Here is a 25,048-nt window from a genome sequence, read left to right as displayed (position 1 = left end):
ATCGCGCCAGGTCCTCCGTGTCGCCCTTCCGTAAGTCAACTACTGCACTGGGCATGAATCCCCCTCCGTCGCCTTCTCAGGCGCGTCGTTTCTCCAGTTCAAACGGCAGCTCTCCGAGCGTTCGCTTGACCTCTAGCGCGGCCTCGATGATTTCTCGGCTAAGCACGCTGTGTTGCAGCTTCATGTCGCGAGCAACGTCCTTCAGTTCCTGAAAGACTTCGTCATCGAGGCGCACCTTCACCTGGTGCTCGTGCCGGTGGGCTTTATCGTCGTAGGCCATAGGTTCACTTCCGCATTCGGTGACAGGGCTGGGTTAGGCGGCTGATTTCTGCGATGGGAACGGGCGCTGCTCTTTGGCCTGAAAACTGCCGTCAGGAAGCTCAAGGACACGGATGTCCCTTTTAACGCTAAGTGCTTTGTGGATTGCCGGAGCGGTCACACGAAGGAGCCTTGCGGCCTCGGACTGCCCTTTTTCAGCAACAAACTTGTCGAGGGGGGTCTCATTCATGATCAAGCCTCGGGTTATATATGAGGCCGATATTAACCATCTGTTAATTTTTAATCAATACCGATGGTTTCTTCTTATTTTTAACCGTTGGTATACATTCGCGCGATGACAAAGAAACGAATATTGCCTCCAGACCGAATGGCGGAGTGCGAGGCCGCGCATGCTCTGTTCCTCTCAAAGAAGAACGAGCTAAAGCTCAGCCAAAAGAAGATCGCTGATGCAGCTGGCATGACACCGGCAGCTGTGAACCTGTATTTCAAAGGCATAAACCCGCTAAACGCTCAATTTGCGGCGGTATTGGCGCGCTTAATTCAAGAGCCAGTGGAGGCCTTCAGTCCTCGCTTGGCCGAAGAAATTCGAAACCTGACCGGGGCCCCGGTCACCAAGGCCCCCAGTGTTGGCGATACCTCCGGCGCGACAGCGGCTGACGCAATCCGGGACATGCTGAGTCGAAGCGGGAAAAACCTTTCTGAAGACGCTCGCAGACGCTTAATTGCCGTCGCCGAGGCTGAAGAAGGCGGTGGCGCAATCGAGATCGACTACTATCGCCCCGGGGTAATGGGTGATGAGGTGTGGATCGCACATTACGATGTGCGCGCTGCAATGGGTGGCGGGCAAATTCCACACGACTATCCGGAGATGCTCCAGGATGTGAGGGTGAGCCCGCAACATCTTCGCGAGATGGGAGTTGATTTCAAGGAGCACTTCCATCTCAAGATGGTGACCGGGTGGGGTCAGTCAATGGCGCCAACGATCAAGCACCGCGACCCCCTCCTCGTCGATATCAGCATCCGTGAGTTCACTGGTGATGGGATCTACATGTTCTCTTGGGAAGGACATCTCTACATCAAGCGGCTTCAGTGGCTGGGAGACGAACAGATCAATATGCTCTCTGATAACCCTCGGCATCCGCCTCAAACAATCAAGGCAGAAGACACCTACATCCAGGCGCGCGTGCTGCTCGTGTGGAACGCTAACCTGGTGTGACTATATGACGTTGAAGAAGCCAGACCAAGACCTAAAGCGCGACCTTCAGGGCATTGCCTCTGACCTAAAGTGGTCAGCGGTGGAACTCAAGCGTATTGCTGAGCGGCTCAGTCTGGCCGGCAATGAGATCGACGCTCAGGCCATCCATCACCTGATCACTATTTTCAAAGCTGGCGAAGCAAGACTTAATGCTCGATCGGCGGAAATATCCACCCGAAATCCTGAGTCGCTAGCCTGAGGTCCGCATGGCACTCACCAAACCGACTCAAGAACTGTGGCACGATCTCAAGCAGGCAGCGGATCTGCTGAAGTGGTCGGGTGTCGACCTGTTTAAAGTTGCCACCAAGCTGTCAGAGTACGGTTCAGGAAGACGATTCTCGGGAGCTCATGAAAATTGCGGTGAGCATTCAGGAGGCTGACGACAAGCTGACAATATATGTGGAAGAGATGAAGGCTGGGCAAATAACGCGAGCCTAGCCTGAGTAGGCGTGGCAGAGATTTGTAAAACAAGGAGCTTTATTGGTTCCAAGGATAGATATGACAAACGCGATGACATTTTTTGCGCTGACCTTGCTTGCTGGCTGCAGCGCTCACGAGCCAGCGCCCCCTCTCCTCCCGGAGGGCAACATGCCGATGACGGAGCAAGAGTACGAAGAAGCCGAGCTATTGCTCATCAAGAAACAAGAGTTGCCTCCTGATAAAAATGCGAAGTATTAGGGCGGAAGGGATTTTTCGGGAGAAGGCTGAGTTAGTTGTAGGGGCTGGGGCGTAAAGCACAAGGGCCAAGAATGACTCCTGCCCCTTCGCCGGCCTCATTCCTCGATCAGGAGCTCATCATACTCACCAGCAGCTAGAGCTTCCTCGTTGTATTCATACCCTAGCGTTTCGATTTTTTACGTTTTTTGAACAACCCAAGCTCCTGTCTTGCATGACTTAAAGCTTCGTCCTTGATGAAGTCCTCATACCCGCTGATGTGGCCACCTGCATCAAAGCCCGGCGAAGTGCCGGGCTTTTCGTTTCAGAGTTGCAACCCCGTAGACACGGTCTATGCTGACTTCAGCTGAAGGAGTAGCGACCAGTGTGAGAAAAAACAGCCCGCCCAGTGCGGGCTTTTGGTTTGTGCCCTAGGTCCCGCCCTCCAGGCCTTCCCTTGCCTGCGCAAAAACAACGCCCGCATCCCTGATTAGCTGTCGCCACTCCACTTCCGAAACCAGCCCTTCCCGCTCCATTGCATCCGCCATCTTTAGTAACTCGTCATATTGCTCTTCAGCGTCCATACGAATCTCCGGCTGAGCAAGAAGCTTCAGCCAATCGGTAAGCGCTTGTTTTTTTCGATCGTCAACCATGTGAGCATCCTCTATCGACTACTTCGGTAGAGGGACAGGCAGAATTTGTGTTCAGCGTTGGCGACGTACGGCGAAACGAGTTAAACCCAGTCAATTTCAAAGCCCGCCATTGAGCGGGCTTTTTCGTGCCTGTCAGAAAGGGGCCGGCTCCTCAGCCTCTTCTGCAACCGCCACGGACCGGTCTTCTTCAGTACTCGCCTCCCACCTCAGTGTCACCGACTCATCGTCGTTGAACGTCATGTCTATGCCGTCCGTTTCGGACAACAAGCCCATCACCTCCTCCCACTCCCGGTCTCCGTCAGTGTCCAAACGATGGATCGTCACCCATCGCTGGGTCTGCGCCACAGGGTGGTTGATCATCGATGACACGCGCAATCCAAGCCTTTCAATTCCGCTGATTTCACGACGCTCTACTGGTTGAGATTGCTTTTTCGGCTTCGCCATTCTTGCCCCCTATTGCTGTATGCATATCCAGTTGTTGCGGAGCATATCCTACACCATCCGAAAATAAATTAACCATCGGTATTGACGTTAAAATATACCGATGGTTAACTACATCCATCGCAACCCAGTCCCCACATCGGGACCGGAAGCAAAGGGTCAAGTCACCCGCCGCTCTTTAACAGTCAGCGCAACAAACCAACAGACCGCATTGCCTCTACCGGCGACCGGCGAGCAGACAGACCCGAAAGCCTGCCCACGACAGGACCAACCTGGACGGTTGCTCGATGGTGAAACGCCAGAACCGTGTGAATGACCCGGCAAGCAATGCGCCCCGCCCCTCCGGCGGCAATAGGACGGAAAGTTTCACTGATGCACCTGGTTGGCCGGGTGCATTGGGAAAACAACCGGGAGTCACGACGATGGAAACAGAAATCGTAAATGGCGCATGGAAGGGTCACCTCGGTCGTGGCCTGGCACCGCGAGAATTGCAGTTCCTGCTTTGGGTTGCCCTTGGGCTGACTGCAAAGGAAATCGCCCGGGAGGCCGGTATCTCGCCGGCCACTGTTGCGAAACGCCTTACCAACGCAATGTTCAAGCTCGGCGTCACCCGCCGGGCAGCTCTGGTCGCTGAAGCAATGCGCCGGCAGATCATCTCCCCGATGTGCTTTGTCCTGGCCACGTTGATGACCATGAACGCTGTGACCAACATCCAGTCAGTCGAACCAGCCCGCCGCGACCGCCGGCCGCCTTCAGTTCGAATCGCCCAGATACGAATCACCCGTCGCGCTGAAACGCTGGAGCGCGCGGCGTAACTCACCTCAAAGGAAAAGTCATGATCGACCTGGACAGAAAGCCGAAGACAAGGTCACCGAGTTTTACGGAACCATTGTCGCACGGGCCACGTATCTCACTGGTTGCGACCGTTACTTGCTTCAACCGCCAAGCCCCAAAGGCGCCAATGTGGTGCTGGAGCCCGAATGGTTCGATGAAGAACGGATTCAGATCCTCCATGACCGCCTCCCTTCATCAATTCGACGCCATCGCTGATTGGACAGCATCACTTCTGCACCTTGGCGACAGGGTGCAGCGGGATGTAGGCCTACATCAGCGAAGGGCTCAACAGAGCACAGGTGACATCAAATGAAATAAGGAATCGACAATGACTGTAGATATCAGCAATTTCATCATCGCCACCCCACTTCCAATTTCCGACACAAACCCTATCTCCCTGGACTTGATCGGCTGGCGAGCGTTGATCGAATGCCCAAGCGTCATATCGATGCTTCCCGACGGATCGCTGCAGATGACAGCGCCCACACTTGGCGCTTCCAGTAAAAGCGTCCATCGGACTCGCTGTGAATGGAAAGAGCCTGGCTATTGGCTGTTTGCCAGTGCCGCAGACCATTGGTGCCGTCAAGAAATGCGGCTGACGAAGGTCAATTCGTTGCAGAAGGTCGTGATCGGCCAAATTCATGTGCAGGGCTCTGAACGCCCACCAGTAAAGGTGTTCTGGAACAAAGGCAAAATCACCATGGGGTTCCGGTCGAGCTACCTGCAAGACGATCCGGTCAACTCGACAGTACTGGAAAACGTGCCGCTCGGCGCACTCTTCAAGATCAACATTCACGCCAATTCGAGCGGCGCTGTATCGGTATCTGCAAGCTGCAACGGCGCCAAATCCACCTCCGCGATCATGCGCCTCGACAACACTTGGGACACGAAAACGCTCGCCTTCCACGGCGGCGTGTACAACCAGATCGACTACTCCGAATCAACCGATCCTGAGGATGGTTCGATTTGCGTGATTACTGATCTATCCATCACTCACGGGTAAGACCCGGAGCCACGTCAGCCCGCTGATACCTGCTGGATGCGGATGATTCTGCACTGCGCAATGCGGCCCCCTGCATCCGGCGGCACCGGAAACAAATTGCACCTAACCGGAATAGTTTTTCCACTTCTCCCGCAAGAGGGCTACCGCCATGAAATAGACCAAAGCCAGAAAATCACTGCATCTGCGAAAGGCCCGAACGTCCACGGGCCTTTCTTTTGCCCGCCTTTATCCGTCAGCACTCTCCCCTACGCCCAACGGCAACCAGCAGGCGGCCGAGTGCTGACGAATACACGCAACCCTTACCGAGGAACAAGCCATGCAATCACTCATGCAGCAGAGCTTCGCCGGTCTTCAGGCCCTGCGCCTTCGCTCAGTCATCGCGACGTCCGAATTCTACTCAATGATCGGCAGGGAGCTGCCTGTGCAAAAGATCCGCTACCAGGTCGTCACCAAGGGCAAGGCGTATCACATCATCGAATTGGCCACCCGCAAGGTGAAGGGTTTCCGCTGGACTTGGAAAGAAGCTGTGAATTTCGCCCAGCAACTGGAAGCGCGCGCCGACAGCATCAAGGTCTCACTGTCAGAGGATCGGAAATGATCGGCGTACCAATGCCCAACCCGCGGGACTCGCTCATTGCGAACCTGAACCAGCAGCTCGATCAATTCTTCGGAGCCGGCCGCACAGCGCAGGAGATTGCCGCCGGCGTAACTGGTGAGAAGGAGGCCATGTTCGGCACCTCCCACAGCAACAAGCTGCGCATCGAACGCAACAAGCAGGCGCCGCGCCTAAAGGTACTGGCCGACGCCGGATACACCGTCATCGAAGCCGCCAAGACCATGGGCATGGAAACCAAGCGCGCCAGGCTCATCTCCCGCGAGAACAACATCAAGTTCCCGGGGCCACCGTGAGACGCATTTGCAACCAGGTGCGACAGCGCCTTCGTCAGACGCAATTCGACCTTCAACCAGCGGCCTGTCGGCCATTCCGGAGAAACAGCCATGCCAATCCCAACCGATACCGCCGAGTTCCTTGAAGAACTGAATGGCGGCGCTTTCGCCAGCCAAATCGGCCACGCCCTGTCCGAAGTAGCCTCCGGGGTTGTTGACCACGGCAAGGCCGGCAAACTGGTGATCACCCTGGACTTCAGCCAGATCGGCGAATCCAGCCAAGTGAAGATCAAGCACAAGCTCGACTACAAGGTGCCGACCAAACGCGGTACCCGTAGCGAGAACACCAGCCTGGACACGCCGATGCATGTCGGCTCCGGCGGCAAGATCACTCTCTTCGCGGAGAAACACGATCAGCTCTTCAGCCGCGAACAAGCGCCTATCACCCCTCGCACTTAATCGATCGACCACTAAGGAACTGAAGAATGTCTCTGACCAAAGAAGCGATCCAGCTCATCATCGACACCGCGCTCGAAGCGAGCGGTAAAGCGTTGGCAACTCAAACCCCAGCCATCGTCCTTCCCGAAGGCTGCCAGGTGGTCACTTTGGAAAAATGGCAGGCTGGGCGCAGCCGTTTCCGTGGCATTTACTCGACCCATTCGCTGACCGACTTCAGCGCGTATGTCGCCGCCCGGGCAATCCCATCCGCCAAGGGCTTCATCGACCAGGACGAAATGACCTGCACTTTGCTCTTCAACCTGGGCACCGATGCACTGCCAGGGCACGCAGATGACCGCGCGATTCTGAAGTTGAAGCCGTCGGCAGGCTACAAGGCCGCTCAAGGCATTGGTGGCCGGGTCATGACGCAGAAGGATCTGAGCGATTGGATCGAAGACTGGCATCAGTACCTGACCCCTGTTGATGACGAAGGCAAAGAAATTCCTGTCGCCCGGGCCATCGCTGCTGTACGCACGATCACGATCAAGGCCACCAACGAATCCGAAACCACTGTCGGCGATACCAGCGCAAGCCGTAGCGCCATGGATCAAATCGAGGCCCGAAGCAAAGAAACGCTGCCAGCTGCCCTGTTATTCAGCACTATCCCGTACGAGGGTTTGACCGAGCAGCGGATCAATTTACGGATTTCTGTCATCACCAGCAGCTCGCAACCGGCTTTGAAACTGCGCTGGGTTGGTGAAGAAGTTCAGCGCGAGGACATCGCCCAAGAGTTCAAGACGGTGCTTCAGAAAAAGATCGGCAATGCCGCTGCTCTATCCCTGGGTGCATTCGATCCAAAGTAAGTGCAAGTGCTCCAGGCCGGGCAACCGGCCTGATCCACCCTCAATGATTGCTCTAAGTGGCTCAGGGTAACGATGGAACTTAGTTACACTCTATCCCTATTGCCTGCTGCGCATACATAGAAGGTACCATTTCTAAGCCGGAGTCAGGAACTCATCGATATGATTTGCAATTCGTTGGATTTCGGGGATTCTGCAAACCAAATTAGTGTAGATATAAGCGTAATCTAGCGCACTAATTGTTCTGCCAGACTCTGATTTTTCATAGGTCTTCCCGCCGAGGGCATAACACTGTCTCAAATCGTTAGCTGGCTCATCTCTTGTAGCCGGATCATCTATAGCAGGGTCAAATCCGATTGCCGCGAATATTGCTTCATTTGTGATCAACGGATCAATCTTAACGTAATGGTTAAACTCAGCAAGGAACCAGGCTTCAAGCTCCATCGTAGATAGAATAAAGTCTACAGGCACCAATCCTGGGATTAGCCCCTTCTCGAGACCAGCCGCTAATTGGGCAATTTCGGCACGACTGAAGTCAGGCCGGACATCACGAATACAAATTATTTTCTCATAGCCCGCTTCCGTGAGGCCTTGATGCTCTTCCTTTAACCGAGTGCGAACCTGATGATCGCCTCCACAATCGAAAATCAGCACAAAATATTGTTGCCCCTCGTCGGGAGCCGCCGCTTTAACGGTAATCATGCTCCTGGGGACTTTTCTGCCTCCTTTGATACTCCTTTGCTCGATCCTGACCTGGGACCTATTCGCTATCTCCAAAAGTAGCTGTTCGACGAAAAGCATTTCTGAATATCCCTCTACAAAAAATGCCAGCCGCCTCATTTCTCCACCTCTCCACTTTCAGACAGATAATCCATTTCAAAAAAAGAAAAATTGCTCAGCCCAGTAAATCTAAACTCATCAAACTTCTCCTTAGAATTAATGTAATTACTTACGCTGACAGTCGATCCAACGCGATGCAGTATGGTCCATTCAGACAGCGGCACTTCATTCATCACGAACCGATCGTTAGTAGACATAATGATTTGGATATCAGACTCGTCTGCTTTCTTCCTGAGCACACCAATCAAGCCACACGCTCTTTCGAAATCCAATCCCTCACCAATATCGTCGATTATAAGACAAGTACTGGACTTCTTTACCACAAGGTAATTTATATTAATCAACAGAGCAAGAACCCTATACATCCCCTGTGACATCGTCAACTGATCAACATAACCTCTTACACCAGTCTCCTTAACGCGCACACAATTTATACCGGGAGGCACTGCCGAAGGTATCACCGAAACTGGAAACCCAATTTCAACAGTCTCAATATTATAGTTTAGCGAGCGCATATCGCTGACCACAGCATTTACAAACTCATCACCATAATCTCTCACTGCATTTTTGAATAAGCCAACAACCTGGTTTGGATCTCTTTCATCAACAGGTGGCATATTTGGAGCAAAGATCGCTAGATGTTCCTTCCCAAGCGAGCTACCGAAATAGTAATGCCTTACTTCTGCAGCCCATTGGTGAAGTGGCTCAATGAATGAATGTTGTAAAGTATCTCGACGCATCGTAATTGCAAATTCGTTTACAGGCGTTTGAAACGGCAAAAACTGACCGTTGTTGACCTGTTCGAAGAAAATTTCGCCTATACCGCCCTCTTTTCTATCAAGTAATATCTTCCCGTCGATAGCCAGCTTCTCTGACTTGACGACCCCTCCCTCCACAACATACTCGTAGATATACGATTGCCCGCCTGAACCATCCCATTCACAGTAATAATTACCTGACGGAGGCATCACACTTTGAGGGCTAGATAGGGCCCTAGCGAGACTTGCAAGGACATGTAAAGTCCGGGTTTTACCTGTTGAATTTCGACCAACAATTAAGTTTTTCTGGCCAAGAGTGAGCTTTTGCAACACCCATTCCGAGAAATTCTGAGTATTCCAATGAAACAAGTTTCATGCACAAGCCCTCAATCGCTCATCCTGAACAAATTCAAACCTTCCAATGATGGCACAGCCAAACCTACAACGATAGGACCTCAGATTTTTTCTCAAATAGCAGTGACAAAAAAAAGAACCATCACTCTCCTTGCAAAAAGAACAACAGGCCTCACACCGTTCCACGTTCCCCATTCATTCATGCCTACCGGTGAACCGCGGGCGAGGGATTCTCAATGCTTTTCGAAAGCATGCTGGGCATGACGTGCGCCAAAAGTCGAACCCTATGCGGCTGATTTTGCCCTACGAAAAGCAGGCATTGCGAAATCATAGCTAATTCCTGCAACGCCTCGCCGAACGCGTTGGAATGGCAGCCTGCGAAATTCTCGGAATCGTGCGCGAGCTCAGTTGGGGTGATCTCAAGGTTCGACCGAACGATGAAGTGGAGTTAATCAAGTGGGTCGCTAATAAATCTTAACCACCTTCTGCCGCCACGCGCGGCAAGGAGCATCCTATGAAAAAAGAACTGATTAAGATCAGTGAGTTTCAGCGCCGGCGCTGGGGAGAAAACGGAACCCCGCAATGCCCCCAAGCTATTCGCAACCATATCCGCAATGGCATTGTGCCCGGCGAGCAGATCGGGAAACTCTGGTACGTTGACTGGGCCGCATTCAGTCGCTCGAACGGCAACGACCTGGTCGCAATGGTATTGAAAGGAGCTGCATGATGGTGCCACGGCCGCGCAATCCTGCAAACAAGGGGCTTCCGCAGAACCTGTACTACGACGCGCGGCGCTCGACCTATCGCTATCGACGGCCTACCGACGGGAAGTGGTTTCCATTCGGCGCCGACCGCGTCAAAGCTATTGATGCCGCGAAACAACTGAACCTTGAATTCATGCGTGGCGCCGACTTGGTTGGCGCCGTCATGGGCAGGACATCAGATCTGTTCACCGGGTTTCTCGACATTTACGAGCGCGACGTCCTGCCGCCGCGAGATCTGGCCAAAGGCACCTTGGGATTATATGCGGTGCACTTCCGGCGCTTTCGGAAGCACTTCGAAGACAAGGCCGTGGACCAGATCACGATCCGCATGATCGCGGAGATGTTGGACGCCCTAACCCCTCGCACTGCCAACCAGTGCCGCGCCCTGCTCATCGACATATTCAATCACGCCGCGGCGAAGGGGTTGTGCCCGGATAACCCGGCGACCAGTACCATCAACCGGATCGAGAAGAAACAGCGCAAGCGACACACCATCGAGGGATTGAAGGCTATTCGGGAAAAGTCGCCGGCTTGGCTGCAGAACGCAATCGACTTGGCACTGATCACCGCGCAACGACGCACCGACATCCTCAACATGCGATTCGATGGGGTTCGGGAGGGGTTTCTGTATGTGGTGCAGCAGAAGACGGCCAAGGCCACTGATGCGGCCTGGATCCGGTTCAAAGTGACCGATGAGCTCCAGGCGGTGATCAGCCGATGCCGGGATGACATCGTCTCGCCGTACCTGGTCCATCGCCGTCCTGATCGCAAGAAGCAGAAACAGGCGCAGACAAAAGATCACTGGACGCAGGTCGAAGAGCGATATTTGACTCGGGCCTTCAAAGCGGCTCGGGAGGCGGCGGAGTGTTACAAGGGATGGAAGGAAGAGGAAATGCCGGGCTTCCACGAAGTGCGAGCATTGTCGCTGCATCTGTATCAGAAAGCCGGAAAGGACGGGCAGAAGATCGCCGGGCACGCCAGCGAGAGCATGACCAAAAACTACCAGCGGGATCACGCCGAAATCGTATGGTCTGAGGCAATTCCAGATCTAGACATTAGCGAGATCGCCGGCACATAACTACTTTTTTGGAATTTCCCGAAAGTCTTCGCCATTGTTGTGTGTAACACCAACCTGCAGTATCAGGCTAAACGCACCCAAGACGTGTGTGAGGCATCCCACGAACTCCAATGCAGAGGTGTTCCCCTCTCCTCGCAACCTGACAGCCTCAATGATAGCGGCCTTATGGTTATCCAATTTGGAAGAGTCCGGGTCCAGCGCATGGGCCATGATGTTGCGAATTCGATTGATCTTCTCGCACAGTGACCACAGCTCAACCATGCCACCAAGTTTTATTTCCGCTGGGTACAAAGCCCGGGAGAGGTCCAAGATCTGAGCAAACGTAAAGCGAGAGTCTTTCAAAAACTGGGGCTGGGGAACCATCTCAGAGCAGAAATCGCGAAGCATTTCTTCCAACATCAGATGACATTTCAAGATGAGTGTTATGTCATCCATCTGCGACGAAAAGTGCTTTTCAAATCGTTCGTCGTGTTTCTTGCTGAACTCTACATTGACCATACAGCCCCTATCAGACGACATTTCCTCAATGAGTTTTGCGCCAGTTTTGCGCGCGCTTTGCGCAGGCACAAAAAAGCCGATCTGGTTGATCGGCTTAAGTGTCTGATGTTACTCAGGAATAATGGTCGGGACGGAGTGATTCGAACACTCGACCCCTAGCACCCCATGCTAGTGCGCTACCGGACTGCGCTACGCCCCGACTAGGCGTGTAACCTGTTCCTCACCTCGAGGAACGCTCAAGAATATATCGCAAGCTTTTGAAAACTGGAAGTATTTAAAAGCAGAAATTTATTTCTTGAGGACAACCAGCACATCTTCGAGCTCTGCAATCATCTGCCGGATCATCTGTTTGTACTGGGTGGTGTCGTCTTTGGCTTCATCGCCGGACAGGCGCAGGCGTGCGCCGCCGATGGTGAAACCCTGATCGTACAGCAGCGCACGGATCTGCCGGATCATCAGCACGTCCTGGCGCTGATAATACCGGCGGTTTCCGCGACGTTTGACGGGGTTGAGCTGAGGAAACTCCTGCTCCCAGTAGCGCAGCACGTGTGGTTTTACCGCACACAGCTCGCTGACTTCACCAATGGTGAAGTAGCGTTTGCCTGGGATGACGGGAAGTTCGTCGTTATGACTTGGTTCCAGCATAAGCCTCAACTCGGGCCTTCAACTTCTGCCCTGGACGAAAGGTGACCACACGGCGAGCCGTGATCGGGATTTCTTCCCCCGTTTTCGGGTTGCGGCCAGGCCGCTGGCGTTTGTCCCGAAGGTCGAAATTGCCGAAACCGGACAATTTGACCTGCTCGTTGTCTTCAAGAGCGTGCCTGATTTCCTCGAAAAACAGCTCTACCAATTCCTTGGCTTCCCGCTTGTTCAGGCCCAGCTCTTCATACAGACGTTCCGCCATCTCAGCTTTCGTCAAAGCCCCCATACGTCACTTCCTTAACGTGGCGTCCAACCTTTGTTCGAGCGAGGTGAGGATGTTTTGCGTCGTAGAATTCACCTCATCGTCATTAAGAGTGCGCGATGGATGCTGCCAGGTCAAGCCAACTGCGAGGCTTTTTCTATCAGGATCAATGCCTTTACCCTGATACACGTCAAATAGCCTGAGGTCTGTCAGCCATTCGCCTGCATTTTCACGGATTACGTCGAGTACTGCCGCGGCAGCGACGTCTTTGTGCGCAATCAGTGCAAGGTCACGACGCACTTCAGGAAAGCGCGACAACTCTTGGAATTTAGGCATTTTGCCCGAGGCCACTTCCGCCAGGACCAGCTCGAAAACGAAGACTGGACGATCCAGGCCCAAGGTTTTCGACAACTCTGGGTGGATGGCGCCAACGAAACCGACCAGACGACCTTCGCGCTCGATGCGCGCGGTTTGACCCGGGTGCAACGCAGGGTGTTTACCCGGCACGAAACTGAAGGCATCCAGAGCACCGGCAAAGCCCAACACCGCTTCCACGTCAGCCTTGACGTCGAAGAAGTCGACCGTATCGCGACCCTGCGCCCAGCCTTCCGGCAGACGGCTGCCGCACACGACACCGGCGAGCATCGGCTCTTGCTTGAGCCCTTCGAGCTGGCCGACGAAACGCAGGCCGCTCTCGAACAGACGAACGCGATCCTGCTGGCGGTTCAGGTTGTGCGACAGCGCCTTGACCAGGCCTGGCCACAAGGACGAGCGCATGGCGGCCATGTCGTTCGAGATCGGGTTGGCCAGTAGCAGCGGCTCGACACCTGGATTGAACAGCTCGAACTGTTTCGGATCGATGAAGCTGTAGGTGATCGCTTCCTGGTAACCACGGGCGACCAGCAGACGGCGCAGCTCAGGCAGGTCACTACGGGCTTCGGCCTTGGCTTGCGGTGCCAGGCGCGCCTGCGGGTAACGAACCGGCAGGCGGTTGTAGCCGTACAGGCGAGCCAGTTCCTCGATCAGGTCGACTTCCAGGCTGATATCGAAACGATGGCTTGGCACTTCTACGCGCCACTGCCCTGCCCCATCGGCAGTAACGGTCAGGCCCAAGGCGTTGAGCAGACGCTCGACTTCGGCCGAATCCATTTCCATGCCCAGCATCTGGGTGATGCGCTGGGCACGCAGGGTGACCGGGGCAATCTTCGGCAGGTGCTGCTCGCTGACGGTCTCGATGATCGGGCCGGCTTCGCCACCGGTGATTTCCAGCAGCAGGCCAGTGGCGCGCTCCATGGCTTCACGGGCAAGCTGCCAGTCCACACCGCGTTCGTAACGGTGCGATGCGTCGGTGTGCAGGCCATAGGAACGGGCCTTGCCAGCGACAGCGATCTGATCGAAGAACGCGCTTTCCAGGAAGATATCGCGAGTGGTCGCGGTGTTCACGCCACTGTGCTCGCCACCCATGACGCCGGCGATTGCCAGGGCACGGGTATGGTCGGCGATCACCAGCGTATCGCTACGCAGGCTGACTTCCTGGCCGTCGAGCAGAACCAGTTTCTCGCCTTCCTCGGCCATGCGCACGCGGATGCCGCCATTGATTTCGGCGAGATCGAAGGCGTGCAGCGGTTGACCCAGCTCCAGCATCACGTAGTTGGTGATATCGACGGCGGCGTCGATGCTGCGCACGTCGGCACGGCGCAGGCGCTCGACCATCCATAGCGGAGTTGCCTTGGACAGGTCGACGTTACGGATCACGCGACCCAGGTAACGCGGGCAGGCGGCAGGGGCCAGCACTTCCACCGAACGCACTTCATCGTGCACAGCCGCGACAGTGGCGACTACCGGACGAGTGACCGGCGCGGCATACAGCGCGCCGACTTCGCGGGCCAGGCCGGCCAGGGACAGGCAGTCACCACGGTTCGGCGTCAGGTCGACTTCGATGCTGGCATCGTCCAGGCCCAGGTATTCACGAATGTCCTGGCCTACCGGCGCATCCGCCGGCAGTTCCATCAGGCCGTCGTTGCCCTCGCCCACTTGCAGCTCGGCTTGCGAGCACAGCATGCCATTGGATTCGACGCCACGCAGCTTGGCTTTCTTGATCTTGAAGTCGCCCGGCAGTTCGGCACCGAGGGTGGCGAACGGGATCTTCAGGCCCGGGCGCACGTTTGGCGCGCCGCAAACCACCTGGAAGGTCTGCGAGCCATTGCTGACCTGGCAAACGCGCAGCTTGTCGGCGTCCGGGTGCTGCTCGGTGCTCAGCACCTCGCCAACGATCACACCGGTGAATTCGCCGGCGGCCGGCGTCACGCTATCGACCTCAAGACCGGCCATCGACAGACGGGCAACCAGCTCGTCGCGACTTACCTGCGGGCTTACCCAGCCACGCAGCCATTGTTCACTGAATTTCATCCTGCTCTCCTAAGAATTCGTTACGACTAGCGAAATTGCGCGAGGAACCGCAAGTCGTTGTCGAAGAACAGACGCAAGTCGTTCACGCCGTAACGCAGCATGGCCAGACGCTCGACGCCCATGCCGAAGGCGAAGCCCGAAAACTCTTCCGGGTCGATCCCGGACATGCGCAGCACGTTCGGGTGAACCATGCCGCAGCCCATCACTTCCAGCCAGCCGGTCTGCTTGCAGACGCGGCAACCTTTACCGCTGCACATCACGCATTCCATGTCGACTTCGGCCGACGGCTCGGTGAACGGGAAGTAGGAAGGACGGAAACGCACGGCCAGTTCTTTCTCGAAGAACACCCGCAGGAATTCTTCGATGGTGCCTTTGAGGTCGGCGAAATTGATGTCGCGATCGACCAGCAGGCCTTCGACCTGGTGGAACATCGGCGAGTGGGTGATATCCGAGTCGCTACGGTACACACGGCCTGGGCAGACGATGCGGATCGGTGGCTGTTTCGACTCCATGGTGCGGACCTGTACCGGCGAGGTATGGGTGCGCAGCAACATGTTGGCATTGAAATAGAAGGTGTCATGCATCGACCGGGCCGGGTGATGGCCAGGGATGTTGAGCGCTTCGAAGTTGTGGTAGTCGTCTTCGACCTCAGGGCCCTCGGCAATGCCGTAGCCAATATGGGTGAAGAACTGTTCGATACGTTCCAGAGTGCGAGTAACCGGATGCAGACCACCCGAGGCCTGGCCACGGCCAGGCAGGGTCACGTCAATGGACTCGGCAGACAGTTTGGCGGCCATGTCGGCCTCTTCAAACAGTGCCTTGCGGGCATTGAGGACCTCTGTGACACGCTCCTTGGCAACGTTGATCAGGGCGCCGACTTGCGGACGCTCTTCTGCCGGCAAATTCCCCAGGGTCTTCATCACCTGAGTCAACTCGCCCTTCTTGCCAAGGTAGTGAACCCGGATTTGCTCCAGGGCATTGATATCTTCAGCGCTTTGCACAGCCTCTAGTGCTTGAGAGACGAGCGCATCCAGGTTTTCCATGTACAGACTCCAGATACAAAATAGGGGAAGAGCTTGAAGGCTCTTCCCCTATTTATGACGTTTAACACCTGGCCCCACAGAGGTGAGGCCCGGTGACTGTCGGGGGTACTTAAGCCAAGGTGGCTTTAGCTTTCTCGACAATCGCAGCAAACGCCGCTTTTTCGTTCACTGCCAGATCAGCCAGAACCTTACGGTCGATCTCGATGGACGCTTTTTTCAGGCCGGCGATGAAACGGCTGTAGGACAGACCGTTGATACGAGCACCAGCGTTGATACGAGCGATCCACAGAGCGCGGAACTGACGTTTTTTCTGACGACGGTCACGGTAGGCGTATTGGCCTGCCTTGATTACCGCTTGCTTGGCAACACGGAATACGCGGGAGCGTGCGCCGTAGTAGCCTTTAGCAAGTTTCAGAATTTTTTTGTGACGCTTACGGGCAATGACGCCACGCTTTACACGAGCCATGAGTTACTTCCTCTATTCTTGACTAAAATTAACGAAGGCGCAGCATGCGCTCGACTTTTGCCACGTCAGACGGATGCAGCAAGCTGCTACCGCGCAGTTGACGCTTACGCTTGGTCGACATTTTGGTCAGGATGTGGCTCTTGAAAGCGTGCTTGTGCTTGATACCGTTAGCAGTTTTCAGAAACCGCTTAGCAGCACCACTTTTGGTCTTCATTTTTGGCATGTTCGGATACTCCGCATTCAGTTGATAAACATAATCAGAAGGCCTGCCGTGCCCTGTTGATTACTTCTTCTTTTTCGGGGCGATGACCATGATCAGCTGGCGTCCTTCCATCTTAGGATGCTGTTCGACCGAACCGTACTCCAGCAAGTCACCTTCAACTCGCTTGAGCAGTTCCATCCCCAGCTCCTGGTGGGCCATCTCACGGCCGCGGAATCGCAAGGATACCTTGGCCCTGTCCCCATCACTCAGGAAACGTACCAGGTTGCGCAGTTTTACCTGGTAATCCCCTTCCTCCGTCCCTGGACGAAACTTGATTTCTTTAACCTGAATCTGCTTCTGGTTTTTCTTGGCCGCAGCAATCTGCTTCTTCTTCTCGAAGATCGATTTGCCGTAGTCCATCAGTTTGCAAACAGGTGGTACTGCATCGGCGGAAATCTCCACCAGATCCAGCTTGGCCTCTTCAGCCTTAAGAAGCGCGTCTTCAATTGACACAATCCCGAGCTGTTCACCTTCAGCCCCAATTAACCGAACCTCGCGTGCCGAGATATTCTCGTTGATCGGGGCTTTCGGTGCAGTTCGTTTATCTTGTCTCATTTCACGCTTAATAATAATTACTCCGAATCTTGGCGACCACGCCGGGAAACCGCTTGCGCGAGGAACTCAGCGAACTGGGCGACGGGCATAGAGCCCAGGTCAGCACCTTCACGAGTACGCACAGCGACAGTCTGCATCTCGACTTCCCGATCTCCGATAACCAAGAGATAAGGAACCTTGAGCAAGGTATGCTCGCGGATTTTAAAGCCGATCTTTTCATTTCTCAAGTCAGACTTGGCACGAAACCCGCTTTCGTTGAGAGTTTTTTCCACTTCAGCGGCAAAATCTGCCTGCTTATCAGTGATATTCATGATCACTGCCTGGGTCGGAGCTAGCCACGCAGGGAATGCACCCTCGTAGTGCTCGATCAGGATTCCAACGAAACGTTCGAAGGAGCCCAGGATCGCCCGATGCAACATCACCGGATGCTTGCGGCTGTTGTCTTCGGAGACGAATTCGGCACCCAGACGCACAGGCAGGTTAAAATCGAGCTGCAGAGTACCACACTGCCAGACACGGCCAAGGCAATCTTTTAGCGAGAATTCGATCTTCGGACCGTAGAACGCGCCCTCACCCGGCTGTAGATCATACGGCAGGCCAGCACTATCAAGGGCTGCAGCCAAGGCCGCTTCGGCGCGATCCCACAGTTCGTCGGAACCCACGCGTTTTTCCGGACGAGTGGACAACTTCATCTCGACATCTTTAAAGCCGAAATCGGCGTAGACGTCCATGGTCAGCTTGATGAACGCAGCGGATTCAGCCTGCATCTGCTCTTCGGTGCAGAAGATGTGGGCGTCGTCCTGGGTGAATGCGCGCACGCGCATGATGCCGTGCAGCGCACCCGATGGCTCGTTACGGTGGCAGGCACCGAATTCGGCCAGGCGCATCGGCAGCTCGCGGTAGCTTTTCAGGCCCTGGTTGAACACTTGCACGTGGCAAGGGCAGTTCATCGGCTTGATGGCGTAGTCGCGGTTTTCCGACTGGGTGGTGAACATGTTGTCGGCGTAGTTGGCCCAGTGCCCGGATTTCTCCCACAGGCTGCGGTCAACGACCTGGGGCGTCTTGATCTCCAGGTAGCCGTTGTCGCGCTGCACCTTGCGCATGTACTGCTCGAGCACCTGGTACAAGGTCCAGCCGTTCGGGTGCCAGAACACCATGCCCGGCGACTCTTCCTGGGTGTGGAACAGGCCCAGGCGCTTGCCGATCTTGCGGTGATCGCGCTTTTCAGCTTCTTCGATGCGCTGGATGTAGGCGGCCAACTGCTTCTTGTCGGCCCACGCGGTGCCGTAGACGCGCTGCAATTGCTCGTTCTTGGCATCGCCACGCCAGTAGGCGCCGGACAACTTGGTCAGTTTGAAGGATTTCAGGAAACGCGTGTTCGGCACGTGCGGACCGCGGCACATGTCGACGTATTCTTCGTGATAGTACAGGCCCATGGCCTGCTCGTTCGGCATGTCCTCGACCAGGCGCAGCTTGTAGTCTTCGCCGCGAGCCTTGAACACTTCGATCACTTCGGCGCGCGGAGTGACTTTCTTGATCACGTCGTAATCTTTTTCGATCAGCTGCTGCATGCGCTGTTCGATGGCGGCCAGGTCGTCCGGGGTGAAAGGACGCTCGAAGGCGATGTCGTAATAGAAGCCTTCGTCGATAACCGGACCAATGACCATCTTGGCCGTCGGGTACAGTTGCTTGACCGCATGACCGACCAGGTGGGCGCAAGAGTGGCGAATGATCTCCAGCCCCTCTTCATCCTTTGGCGTGATGATTTGCAGCGTGGCGTCGCTGCTGATGATGTCGCTGGCGTCGACCAGCTTGCCATCGACCTTGCCCGCTACCGTGGCCTTGGCCAGGCCGGCACCAATGGATGCGGCGACCTCGGCTACGGAAACCGGGTGATCGAATGAACGTTGACTGCCGTCGGGAAGAGTAATAGTTGGCATGGCGCCTCCTCTCCTAGTGGTGACCCCTACCAAAGGTCACGTGGGTTGGGATGAGCCAGTACAAGATCCGATCCAGGCCATTCAATGACGAACGCCTGCCTTACAGCGGCAGGAGCCTTGCGGCCAACCGGAAAATCGAACCAGAGTGACTGGGATTCAAATCAGGGTTATTCGGGCATCTGCCGCGGCCGGGACTGAAGGTCGACCGGCGCCTGCGAACGCCCGAGCGAGGCATGCTAGCACAGATGAACGGTCATGGCGGCGTCGAGGCCTTGCGTCGAGGCGAAACTGCGGTTTTTGTGCCAGAGTGCTGAACTTGAACCGCGTTTTACCCCTCAGATAACAAGACATTCCCCCATAAGGAGCATCCCGGCATGCGTCTGAATCGTTTATTCGCTGTAGTCGCACCCATCGTCCTGCTGCTTCCGCTGGCCGCCCACGCCGACTGGCCGAAGGGTGAGCGCGAGAAGTACATGGCCCAGTGCACCCAGGCCGCCACGCCACAGATCGGCGCCGCAGCGGCAAAATCCCACTGCGCCTGCGGCGCCGACGCTATCAAGTCGTACCCGGCCAAGGACCTGCAGGCACTGATGGACAACCAGGCCAGCGACACACTGAAACAAGAGGCCTTGGGCAAGATAGCCAAGTGCAAGGCCGCCCCTGCGGCGAAAAAATAAGCCTGAAAACGTGCTGTAAAAGCGTTTTCTGCCGGTGAAAACCCTCGGGGAAACGCTTTTTCCTACAAATTGTGCAGGTTTTACAGGTTTTTTTCTCACCTTTACTTTGGGCTAAAAGCCTTTAAATACGGGGCTTTCAGCCCAATCAGCGAACAAAGAATGTGCGACTGTAGGGCAAACAACCGCTGTGGGGGGCTCCCAAAGCGAACATTTCGACTATGATACTCGGGTGTGCCCAGTTGGCCTGAGCAGCACAGTACTACTGAAAATATATGTTTCTTGGAGATACACCATGTCTAATCGCCAAACCGGCACCGTTAAATGGTTCAACGATGAAAAAGGCTTCGGCTTCATCACTCCTCAAGGTGGCGGTGACGACCTGTTCGTACACTTCAAAGCTATCGAAAGCGACGGTTTCAAAAGCCTGAAAGAAGGCCAGACTGTTTCCTTCGTGGCTGAGAAAGGCCAAAAGGGTATGCAAGCTGCTCAAGTTCGCCCAGAGTAATTTCCAGGCGCACTAAAAAAACCCCGTCCATGTGACGGGGTTTTTTGTGGGCGCTATAAAGCGTGTTCGATCAGCCGCAGTTGACGCGGGTGACGACACGATTGGCATCGGTGTTGAGGTTCAGGCGGTCCGAGCGGTACTCCAGCGTCACCATGTCGTTTGGCTGCAGGAATCGCGCATTCTGCGCGCCTGCACGGGTGCGCGCCTGCTCCAGCAACTGGGGCGACGCCTGCTTACCGATGGCGAATTCGGCCGCCTTGGCCTCGCAGCGGCTATGACCAGACTCAGTGGTAGTGGCCGGGTCAGTCGGCTCGGTGGTTCCCGTGCTGCAACCGACCAGCATGGCAGCAGCCAGCACAGTACCCAATGACGCGAGCTTCCAAGGCATGACGCCTCCTTATTCGATGATTTAGCTGAATTCTTGCGACCGCCATTTCGGCGTTTGGTTTCACGGGGAGCCAGGCACCCCGCCCTTCACAACGGACAAACGGCAAGTTTGCCTGAGCAACGCCCTGCCCTTCATCATTCAATCGTGACTGAATATGAACGGCACTCAATAAACGTCAATGTAGTCAAAGGCCGGTTTTGGCCAGTTATCCTTCAACGCATTGTAGATTTGCATGACCCAGACTTCGTCACTGGCCGCCACCCGCCCGACATAGCCAGACCCTTTCGCCCAGGTTTCCAGGCGAAACAGCAAGCCGTCGATATCGCTGCCACCCACGACACCCGAAGAAATATAGGCGATGCCGCCCTTGGTCACGCGCAATTGCGTGTGCTCATCGTCGCTGGCTGCGGCTAACATCTGGCGCACCGCTTCGAGGGTCAAGCCATCGGGAGTGTTCAAATCGATCTGCACAGCACAATCCTGGATTAGCCATCAAAGACCAAGTGTCGCATAGCCCTGCGCCCATGCCTAAGTCGCAGTGCCAAAAGCATCGCAAAGTGATTAACTCGACACTCACCATTCCCCCTGACTCCCGAGCCCTGTCATGACCACCGTGAGCATCGAAGCCGACATCAAGATCAAATGGCCAGACGGCCATATTTCCTACAGCCCGGGTAGCCCGGAAGAGCTGGCCATTATCGGTATCGACCTGCTGGTCAAGGATCTGGGCACCGAAGCGGCACGCTCTTTCATCGACCAGATCTTCGAAAAACACTCGCGCACCGGGCATTCGCAGTGAGAGAAAGCCTTTGGGCGTTTTCGCGGATGCACTCGCTACCCTGTAGGAGCGAGCATGCTCGCGATGGTCGTCAACGATAACGTTGGCTGCCTGGATGAGCGCGTTGTCTGGACGTTCATCGCGAGCATGCTCGCTCCTACAGGCGCGCCAGGCGCTCGGTCAACAGATCGAAGAAGCCTTGGGCGTCACCGCTGTCAACCCAGAAGGCGTTCTTCGGCGCGTTGAGACTGTCATACCAGTCGACGATGGTCTGGCCAAACGTCGGACCTTCGCGGCTGTCGGCCACCACGTTGACCGAACGGCCACTGAACAGCGCCGGCTTAAGCAGGTAGGCGATGACCGTGGCGTCATGCACCGGGCCACCGGGAATGCCATAGCGCGCCATATCACCGCCAATACACGCTTGCAGGATATCGCCCACCAGCTTGCCGGCCTTGTTGTTCAACGCCGCTATCTGCTCGAGGCGCGCTTCACTGGTAAGAATCTTGTGGGTCACGTCCAGCGGCAGGTAGACCAGGTCTGCGCCACTCTTGAGCACCACCTCGGCCGCGTGCGGATCGGCAAACAGGTTGAATTCGGCCACCGGCGAGATGTTACCGCCGTTGAAGTGCGCACCGCCCATGACCACCACCTGCTTGATGCCCTGGACAATCTGCGGCTCGCGCAGCAGCGCCAGGGCAAGGTTGGTCTGCGGCCCCAGCATGGCGATGGTCATGCTATGGGGCCTGGCGGCCAGTAACGTGTCGATCAGGAAGTCGATCGCATTGCCCTCGGCCAGCCCCCTCTTCGGCTCATGGACCGCAACACCCGGCAAACCTTCCTCGCCGTGGACGTGCTCGGCATAGACAGGCTTGCGCACCAGCGGCTTGGATGCCCCGGCATACACCGGCACGTGCTCACACCCGGCCCACTCGAGGGCAAGCCGTGCATTGCGCGAGGTTTTGTCCAGGCGTACGTTGCCGGCGACGGTGGTCAATGCGCGCACGTTCAGCTCTTGCTGCGACGCCAGGGCAAACAGCAAGGCAATCACGTCGTCGGCACCGGGATCGGTATCGATAATCAAGTCGATCGGTTGTGCCGACTGGGAGCCGGTGGTGTTACTCATCAGAACGTTACCCCGGCCACCAGCACGATATTGCAGTAAGGCTGGCATTCTCCGGTGCGCACAATCGCCCGCGCCTGTTGAGTGAGAGCCTTGAATCGCTCATGGCTGAGCAGTTCGCGCCGTCCCAGCGCACCCTCGACCTCCAGTGCGTCCAGGGTCGCCAGTGCCGACGGCCGTTTCTCGAGGATTTCTTGCGCCAGCACATGGCTTTCGACCTGCATTTCGCTGAGCACGACTTTCAGGGTAGTGACGAAATCCGGAATGCCCTGGGTCAAGGCCAGGTCGATCAGTTCGACGCCTGGCGGTACGGGCAGACCCGCATCGCCGATCACCACCTTGTCGCCATGGCCCAGGGAAGCTATAAGCCGCGACAGCGCGACATTGAGTAGAGGGGTCTTTTTCATGGTGTTTTAAACGCCTGCACATCGGCCAGGGTGGGAATCGAGGGTTGCGCGCCAGCCCGGGTGACCGACAATGCGGCGGCGACCTGGCCGAAACGTATCGCTTGCGCTTCGCTCATCCCGGCCACCAACGCCGCGGCGAAGCCACCAACGAAGGTATCGCCGGCCGCCGTGGTGTCGAGCGCCTTCACGCTCGGCGCCGGGAAATGTTCGAAGCCTTTGCCATCGGCAAACAACGACCCCTGGGCGCCGAGGGTGATGATGACCTTGCCGGCGCCCATGTCGATCAGTCGAGTAGCCGCGATCTGCGCCGTTTGCAGAGAGTCCACCGGCAAGCCGCTGAGCGCTGCTGCTTCACTCTCGTTGGGAATCAGGTAGTCGATGGACGCATACCACTCCTGCGGCAGCGGTCGACTGGCCGGCGCAGGGTTGAGGATAACGGTCTTGCCCAGCTCACGACCGCGCTTGAGCGCATGGCCAACCGTTGCGTCCGGTATTTCCAGCTGACAGATGATCACATCCGCCTCCTGTAGCGCCGCATCGAAACAGCCGAGCACCGCTGGCGTCAGCGCGCCGTTGGCCCCGGCGACAATCACGATGGCGTTCTGGCTGTTGTCGTCGACCACGATCAAGGCCACGCCACTGGTACCTTCCACGGCGCTGACCGCCCGACAATCGATGCCCTCGTCCAGCAACGCCTGTCGCAATACCTGGCCGTAGGCATCGGTGCCCACGCAGCCCACCATCGACACCTGCGCACCGAGGCGCGCAGCCGCCACGGCCTGGTTCGCCCCCTTGCCGCCACAGACCGTCGCAAACGACTGGCCGATCAGTGTTTCTCCACCACGGGGCAAGCGCGACGCCCGAGTCACCAGGTCCATGTTCAAGCTGCCGACTACCACTACTTTTGCTGACATACATTACTACTCATCAAGACTGTTTCAGCGCTGCTCGGGATTTAGCGATGCTTTTCATTTAACGATACTGTGCGAACACCCCGGCCAACGGCGCGGTCGATTCGCGCAAGACGATGCTGGGGGTCACGATGCGTTGTTCGGTTGCCAGGTCCGGCTTGGCAATCCGGCGCAGCAGCACCCCGGCCGCCATTTCGCCCAGTTGCAGGATCGACTGGCCCACGGTGGTCAGTGCCGGATAGACATAGCGGCTCATCTGGATGTCGTCGAAGCCGATGACGGAAAGGTCCGTCGGCACGCGGATATTGCGCTCGGCGGCGGCACGCAGCACACCGATACCGATCATGTCGTTGGCGGCAAAGATCGCGCTGGGCGGATTGTTTTCCAGAAGCACAGCGGCGGCGCTGTAGCCACCGGTGCTGGTGAAATCGCTTTCGAGCATGCGCCCGCGCGCAACACGGATACCCGCCTCTTCAAGGGCCCGGCAAAAGCCGGCCAAGCGCATCTGCGCCACGCTGGTGGTTGCAGGGCCGCTGATGGTGGCGATATCCCGGTGCCCCAACTCCAGCAGATGCCGCGTGGCCAGGTAGGCGCCGTACTCGTGATCGATGCGCACAAGGTCCGCGTCGACGCCTTCGAGCCCTCGGTCGACGATCACCATCGGCGTGCGCACGGCCGCCAGGCCCTGGGCCAACCCGCCGTCACCACCGGCCGAGGCGACGATCAGGCCGTCGATGCGTTTCTCCAGCAATACTCGCAGGTAACTGCGCTGCTTGTCCGGATTGTCGTCCGAATTGCACAGGATCACACAGTAGCCATTACGCTCACAGTAGTCCTCGATACCCCGCGCCAGCTCGGCGAAATACGGGTTGAGGCTGTTGGGCACCAGCAGGCCGATGGTTGCCGTGGTCTTGGCCTTGAGGGACCGGGCGACGGCGCTGGGCACATAATCGAGGGTCTTGATTGCGGCCTCGACCTTGACCCGTACTTCTTCACTCACCGGCCGGGTCTTGTTCACCACATGGGAAACCGTGGTGTAGGAAATCCCCGCCAGTGCTGCTACATCCTTGATCGTTGCCATGA

General features: G+C 56.4%; 36 protein-coding genes and 1 tRNA gene. 15 read left to right on the top strand and 22 right to left on the bottom strand.

Annotated elements, in window-relative coordinates; translation table 11 throughout:
- Nucleotides 1-76 precede the first annotated feature (76 nt).
- Together HGP31_RS11305 and HGP31_RS11300 are read right to left on the bottom strand one after the other, a co-directional pair.
- Entirely contained in the window at nt 77-280 is a 204-nt protein-coding gene (locus HGP31_RS11305; RefSeq protein WP_020799051.1) for a hypothetical protein, read from the bottom strand.
- Between the two features lie 33 nt (nt 281-313).
- Nucleotides 314-508 (bottom strand): Cro/CI family transcriptional regulator, encoded by a 195-nt coding sequence (locus HGP31_RS11300; RefSeq protein ID WP_168757698.1) that lies wholly within the window; start codon nt 506-508, stop codon nt 314-316.
- Between the two features lie 105 nt (nt 509-613).
- Between HGP31_RS11300 and HGP31_RS11295 the strand changes: the two genes are divergently transcribed.
- The 4 genes from HGP31_RS11295 (at nt 614) to HGP31_RS11280 (ending at nt 2,212) form a co-directional block, all read left to right on the top strand.
- Complete coding sequence (locus HGP31_RS11295) at nt 614-1,495, top strand: LexA family transcriptional regulator (RefSeq protein WP_168757697.1); 882 nt, start codon at nt 614-616, stop codon at nt 1,493-1,495.
- Nucleotides 1,496-1,499: 4 nt separating this feature from the next.
- Nucleotides 1,500-1,733 carry a hypothetical protein gene (locus HGP31_RS11290; protein ID WP_168757696.1) on the top strand — a complete coding sequence of 78 codons (234 nt, stop codon included), beginning with the start codon at nt 1,500-1,502 and terminating at the stop codon, nt 1,731-1,733.
- 7 nt (nt 1,734-1,740) lie between these two features.
- Nucleotides 1,741-1,914, top strand: coding sequence for a hypothetical protein (locus HGP31_RS11285; protein WP_338106382.1), 174 nt, complete (start codon nt 1,741-1,743; stop codon nt 1,912-1,914).
- A gap of 118 nt (nt 1,915-2,032) precedes the next feature.
- A complete protein-coding gene (locus HGP31_RS11280; RefSeq protein WP_168757695.1) occupies nt 2,033-2,212 on the top strand; it encodes a hypothetical protein in 180 nt (59 codons plus the stop codon).
- A 407-nt stretch (nt 2,213-2,619) separates the two neighbouring features.
- On the opposite strand, the gene HGP31_RS11275 is transcribed toward HGP31_RS11280, so the two are convergent.
- Nucleotides 2,620-2,841, bottom strand: a complete 222-nt coding sequence (locus HGP31_RS11275) for a hypothetical protein (RefSeq protein WP_168757694.1) — start codon at nt 2,839-2,841, stop codon at nt 2,620-2,622.
- Between the two features lie 132 nt (nt 2,842-2,973).
- Entirely contained in the window at nt 2,974-3,285 is a 312-nt protein-coding gene (locus HGP31_RS11270) for a DUF1654 domain-containing protein (RefSeq protein ID WP_168757693.1), read from the bottom strand.
- Nucleotides 3,286-3,704: 419 nt separating this feature from the next.
- On the opposite strand from HGP31_RS11270, the gene HGP31_RS11265 reads away from it, so the two are divergent.
- From HGP31_RS11265 to HGP31_RS11240, 6 genes are all read left to right on the top strand, one after another.
- Nucleotides 3,705-4,097 carry a response regulator transcription factor gene (locus HGP31_RS11265; protein WP_168757692.1) on the top strand — a complete coding sequence of 131 codons (393 nt, stop codon included), beginning with the start codon at nt 3,705-3,707 and terminating at the stop codon, nt 4,095-4,097.
- Nucleotides 4,098-4,444: 347 nt separating this feature from the next.
- Entirely contained in the window at nt 4,445-5,119 is a 675-nt protein-coding gene (locus HGP31_RS11260; RefSeq protein WP_020799057.1) for a polysaccharide lyase family 7 protein, read from the top strand.
- Nucleotides 5,120-5,435: 316 nt separating this feature from the next.
- Nucleotides 5,436-5,717 (top strand): hypothetical protein, encoded by a 282-nt coding sequence (locus tag HGP31_RS11255; RefSeq protein WP_168757691.1) that lies wholly within the window; start codon nt 5,436-5,438, stop codon nt 5,715-5,717.
- Nucleotides 5,714-6,028 (top strand): hypothetical protein, encoded by a 315-nt coding sequence (locus tag HGP31_RS11250; RefSeq protein ID WP_168757690.1) that lies wholly within the window; start codon nt 5,714-5,716, stop codon nt 6,026-6,028. The genes HGP31_RS11255 and HGP31_RS11250 overlap by 4 nt, the downstream gene beginning before the upstream one ends.
- A 90-nt stretch (nt 6,029-6,118) precedes the next feature.
- On the top strand, nt 6,119-6,466 hold the full coding sequence (locus HGP31_RS11245; protein ID WP_168757689.1) for a hypothetical protein: 348 nt from the start codon (nt 6,119-6,121) through the stop codon (nt 6,464-6,466).
- A gap of 26 nt (nt 6,467-6,492) precedes the next feature.
- A complete protein-coding gene (locus HGP31_RS11240) occupies nt 6,493-7,308 on the top strand; it encodes a DUF2303 family protein (RefSeq protein ID WP_168757688.1) in 816 nt (271 codons plus the stop codon).
- Nucleotides 7,309-7,440: 132 nt separating this feature from the next.
- On the opposite strand, the gene HGP31_RS11235 is transcribed toward HGP31_RS11240, so the two are convergent.
- Nucleotides 7,441-8,007 (bottom strand): hypothetical protein, encoded by a 567-nt coding sequence (locus HGP31_RS11235; RefSeq protein ID WP_168757687.1) that lies wholly within the window; start codon nt 8,005-8,007, stop codon nt 7,441-7,443.
- Nucleotides 8,008-8,141: 134 nt separating this feature from the next.
- Nucleotides 8,142-9,233 carry an ATP-binding protein gene (locus tag HGP31_RS11230; RefSeq protein ID WP_168757686.1) on the bottom strand — a complete coding sequence of 364 codons (1,092 nt, stop codon included), beginning with the start codon at nt 9,231-9,233 and terminating at the stop codon, nt 8,142-8,144.
- A gap of 538 nt (nt 9,234-9,771) precedes the next feature.
- Here HGP31_RS11230 and HGP31_RS11225 point away from each other — a divergent pair.
- Both HGP31_RS11225 and HGP31_RS11220 read left to right on the top strand, forming a co-directional pair.
- Entirely contained in the window at nt 9,772-9,984 is a 213-nt protein-coding gene (locus tag HGP31_RS11225; protein ID WP_104449552.1) for a hypothetical protein, read from the top strand.
- Nucleotides 9,984-11,099 carry a tyrosine-type recombinase/integrase gene (locus HGP31_RS11220; RefSeq protein ID WP_168759156.1) on the top strand — a complete coding sequence of 372 codons (1,116 nt, stop codon included), beginning with the start codon at nt 9,984-9,986 and terminating at the stop codon, nt 11,097-11,099. The genes HGP31_RS11225 and HGP31_RS11220 overlap by 1 nt, the downstream gene beginning before the upstream one ends.
- Here the strand turns inward: HGP31_RS11220 and HGP31_RS11215 are convergent, their stop codons facing one another.
- The 10 genes from HGP31_RS11215 to thrS form a co-directional block, all read right to left on the bottom strand.
- Nucleotides 11,100-11,666, bottom strand: a complete 567-nt coding sequence (locus tag HGP31_RS11215; protein ID WP_168757685.1) for a hypothetical protein — start codon at nt 11,664-11,666, stop codon at nt 11,100-11,102.
- 53 nt (nt 11,667-11,719) lie between these two features.
- Nucleotides 11,720-11,796, bottom strand: a tRNA-Pro gene (locus tag HGP31_RS11210).
- Between the two features lie 89 nt (nt 11,797-11,885).
- Complete coding sequence (locus HGP31_RS11205; protein ID WP_003179985.1) at nt 11,886-12,242, bottom strand: MerR family transcriptional regulator; 357 nt, start codon at nt 12,240-12,242, stop codon at nt 11,886-11,888.
- Complete coding sequence (gene ihfA / locus HGP31_RS11200) at nt 12,223-12,525, bottom strand: integration host factor subunit alpha (RefSeq protein ID WP_002553164.1); 303 nt, start codon at nt 12,523-12,525, stop codon at nt 12,223-12,225. Before ihfA ends, HGP31_RS11205 begins: the two co-directional genes overlap by 20 nt.
- Before the next feature lie 3 nt (nt 12,526-12,528).
- The gene (gene pheT, locus HGP31_RS11195; RefSeq protein ID WP_033042613.1) at nt 12,529-14,910 is read right to left on the bottom strand and encodes a phenylalanine--tRNA ligase subunit beta; all 2,382 of its coding nucleotides are present in this window, start codon (nt 14,908-14,910) and stop codon (nt 12,529-12,531) included.
- Nucleotides 14,911-14,936: 26 nt separating this feature from the next.
- Nucleotides 14,937-15,953, bottom strand: a complete 1,017-nt coding sequence (gene pheS, locus HGP31_RS11190; RefSeq protein WP_020799067.1) for a phenylalanine--tRNA ligase subunit alpha — start codon at nt 15,951-15,953, stop codon at nt 14,937-14,939.
- Between the two features lie 109 nt (nt 15,954-16,062).
- A complete protein-coding gene (gene rplT, locus HGP31_RS11185; RefSeq protein ID WP_007905879.1) occupies nt 16,063-16,419 on the bottom strand; it encodes a 50S ribosomal protein L20 in 357 nt (118 codons plus the stop codon).
- A 28-nt stretch (nt 16,420-16,447) separates the two neighbouring features.
- Complete coding sequence (gene rpmI, locus HGP31_RS11180) at nt 16,448-16,642, bottom strand: 50S ribosomal protein L35 (RefSeq protein WP_002553160.1); 195 nt, start codon at nt 16,640-16,642, stop codon at nt 16,448-16,450.
- Between the two features lie 60 nt (nt 16,643-16,702).
- Complete coding sequence (infC, locus tag HGP31_RS11175; RefSeq protein ID WP_172435703.1) at nt 16,703-17,254, bottom strand: translation initiation factor IF-3; 552 nt, start codon at nt 17,252-17,254, stop codon at nt 16,703-16,705.
- Nucleotides 17,254-19,176, bottom strand: coding sequence for a threonine--tRNA ligase (thrS, locus tag HGP31_RS11170; RefSeq protein ID WP_008066670.1), 1,923 nt, complete (start codon nt 19,174-19,176; stop codon nt 17,254-17,256). The genes infC and thrS overlap by 1 nt, the downstream gene beginning before the upstream one ends.
- A 374-nt stretch (nt 19,177-19,550) precedes the next feature.
- On the opposite strand from thrS, the gene HGP31_RS11165 reads away from it, so the two are divergent.
- Nucleotides 19,551-19,853: a hypothetical protein gene (locus HGP31_RS11165; RefSeq protein ID WP_020799069.1), complete on the top strand. Its 303-nt coding sequence runs from the start codon at nt 19,551-19,553 to the stop codon at nt 19,851-19,853.
- A 292-nt stretch (nt 19,854-20,145) separates the two neighbouring features.
- Nucleotides 20,146-20,358 (top strand): cold-shock protein, encoded by a 213-nt coding sequence (locus tag HGP31_RS11160; RefSeq protein ID WP_003179963.1) that lies wholly within the window; start codon nt 20,146-20,148, stop codon nt 20,356-20,358.
- A gap of 70 nt (nt 20,359-20,428) precedes the next feature.
- On the opposite strand, the gene HGP31_RS11155 is transcribed toward HGP31_RS11160, so the two are convergent.
- On the bottom strand, nt 20,429-20,746 hold the full coding sequence (locus HGP31_RS11155) for an I78 family peptidase inhibitor (protein WP_020799070.1): 318 nt from the start codon (nt 20,744-20,746) through the stop codon (nt 20,429-20,431).
- Nucleotides 20,747-20,911: 165 nt separating this feature from the next.
- Nucleotides 20,912-21,217 carry a hypothetical protein gene (locus HGP31_RS11150; protein WP_020799071.1) on the bottom strand — a complete coding sequence of 102 codons (306 nt, stop codon included), beginning with the start codon at nt 21,215-21,217 and terminating at the stop codon, nt 20,912-20,914.
- A 133-nt stretch (nt 21,218-21,350) separates the two neighbouring features.
- Between HGP31_RS11150 and HGP31_RS11145 the strand changes: the two genes are divergently transcribed.
- Nucleotides 21,351-21,545 (top strand): hypothetical protein, encoded by a 195-nt coding sequence (locus tag HGP31_RS11145; protein ID WP_020799072.1) that lies wholly within the window; start codon nt 21,351-21,353, stop codon nt 21,543-21,545.
- Between the two features lie 136 nt (nt 21,546-21,681).
- On the opposite strand, the gene HGP31_RS11140 is transcribed toward HGP31_RS11145, so the two are convergent.
- Genes HGP31_RS11140 through HGP31_RS11125 form a run of 4 tightly spaced genes read right to left on the bottom strand, consistent with a single transcriptional unit; the run spans nt 21,682 to nt 25,046 of the window.
- A complete protein-coding gene (locus tag HGP31_RS11140) occupies nt 21,682-22,650 on the bottom strand; it encodes a nucleoside hydrolase (protein ID WP_240963534.1) in 969 nt (322 codons plus the stop codon).
- Nucleotides 22,650-23,054 (bottom strand): D-ribose pyranase, encoded by a 405-nt coding sequence (gene rbsD, locus HGP31_RS11135; protein WP_020799074.1) that lies wholly within the window; start codon nt 23,052-23,054, stop codon nt 22,650-22,652. Before rbsD ends, HGP31_RS11140 begins: the two co-directional genes overlap by 1 nt.
- Nucleotides 23,051-23,968 (bottom strand): ribokinase, encoded by a 918-nt coding sequence (gene rbsK, locus HGP31_RS11130; protein WP_020799075.1) that lies wholly within the window; start codon nt 23,966-23,968, stop codon nt 23,051-23,053. Before rbsK ends, rbsD begins: the two co-directional genes overlap by 4 nt.
- Nucleotides 23,969-24,026: 58 nt before the next feature.
- On the bottom strand, nt 24,027-25,046 hold the full coding sequence (locus HGP31_RS11125; protein ID WP_033040065.1) for a LacI family DNA-binding transcriptional regulator: 1,020 nt from the start codon (nt 25,044-25,046) through the stop codon (nt 24,027-24,029).
- Between the last annotated feature and the right edge of the window lie 2 nt (nt 25,047-25,048).

It is taken from the genome of Pseudomonas umsongensis (assembly GCF_012647205.1).
Taxonomy (GTDB): domain Bacteria; phylum Pseudomonadota; class Gammaproteobacteria; order Pseudomonadales; family Pseudomonadaceae; genus Aquipseudomonas; species Aquipseudomonas umsongensis.
The sequence above is the reverse complement of the archived record's forward strand: the minus strand, read 5'-3'. Positions and strand labels throughout refer to the sequence as shown.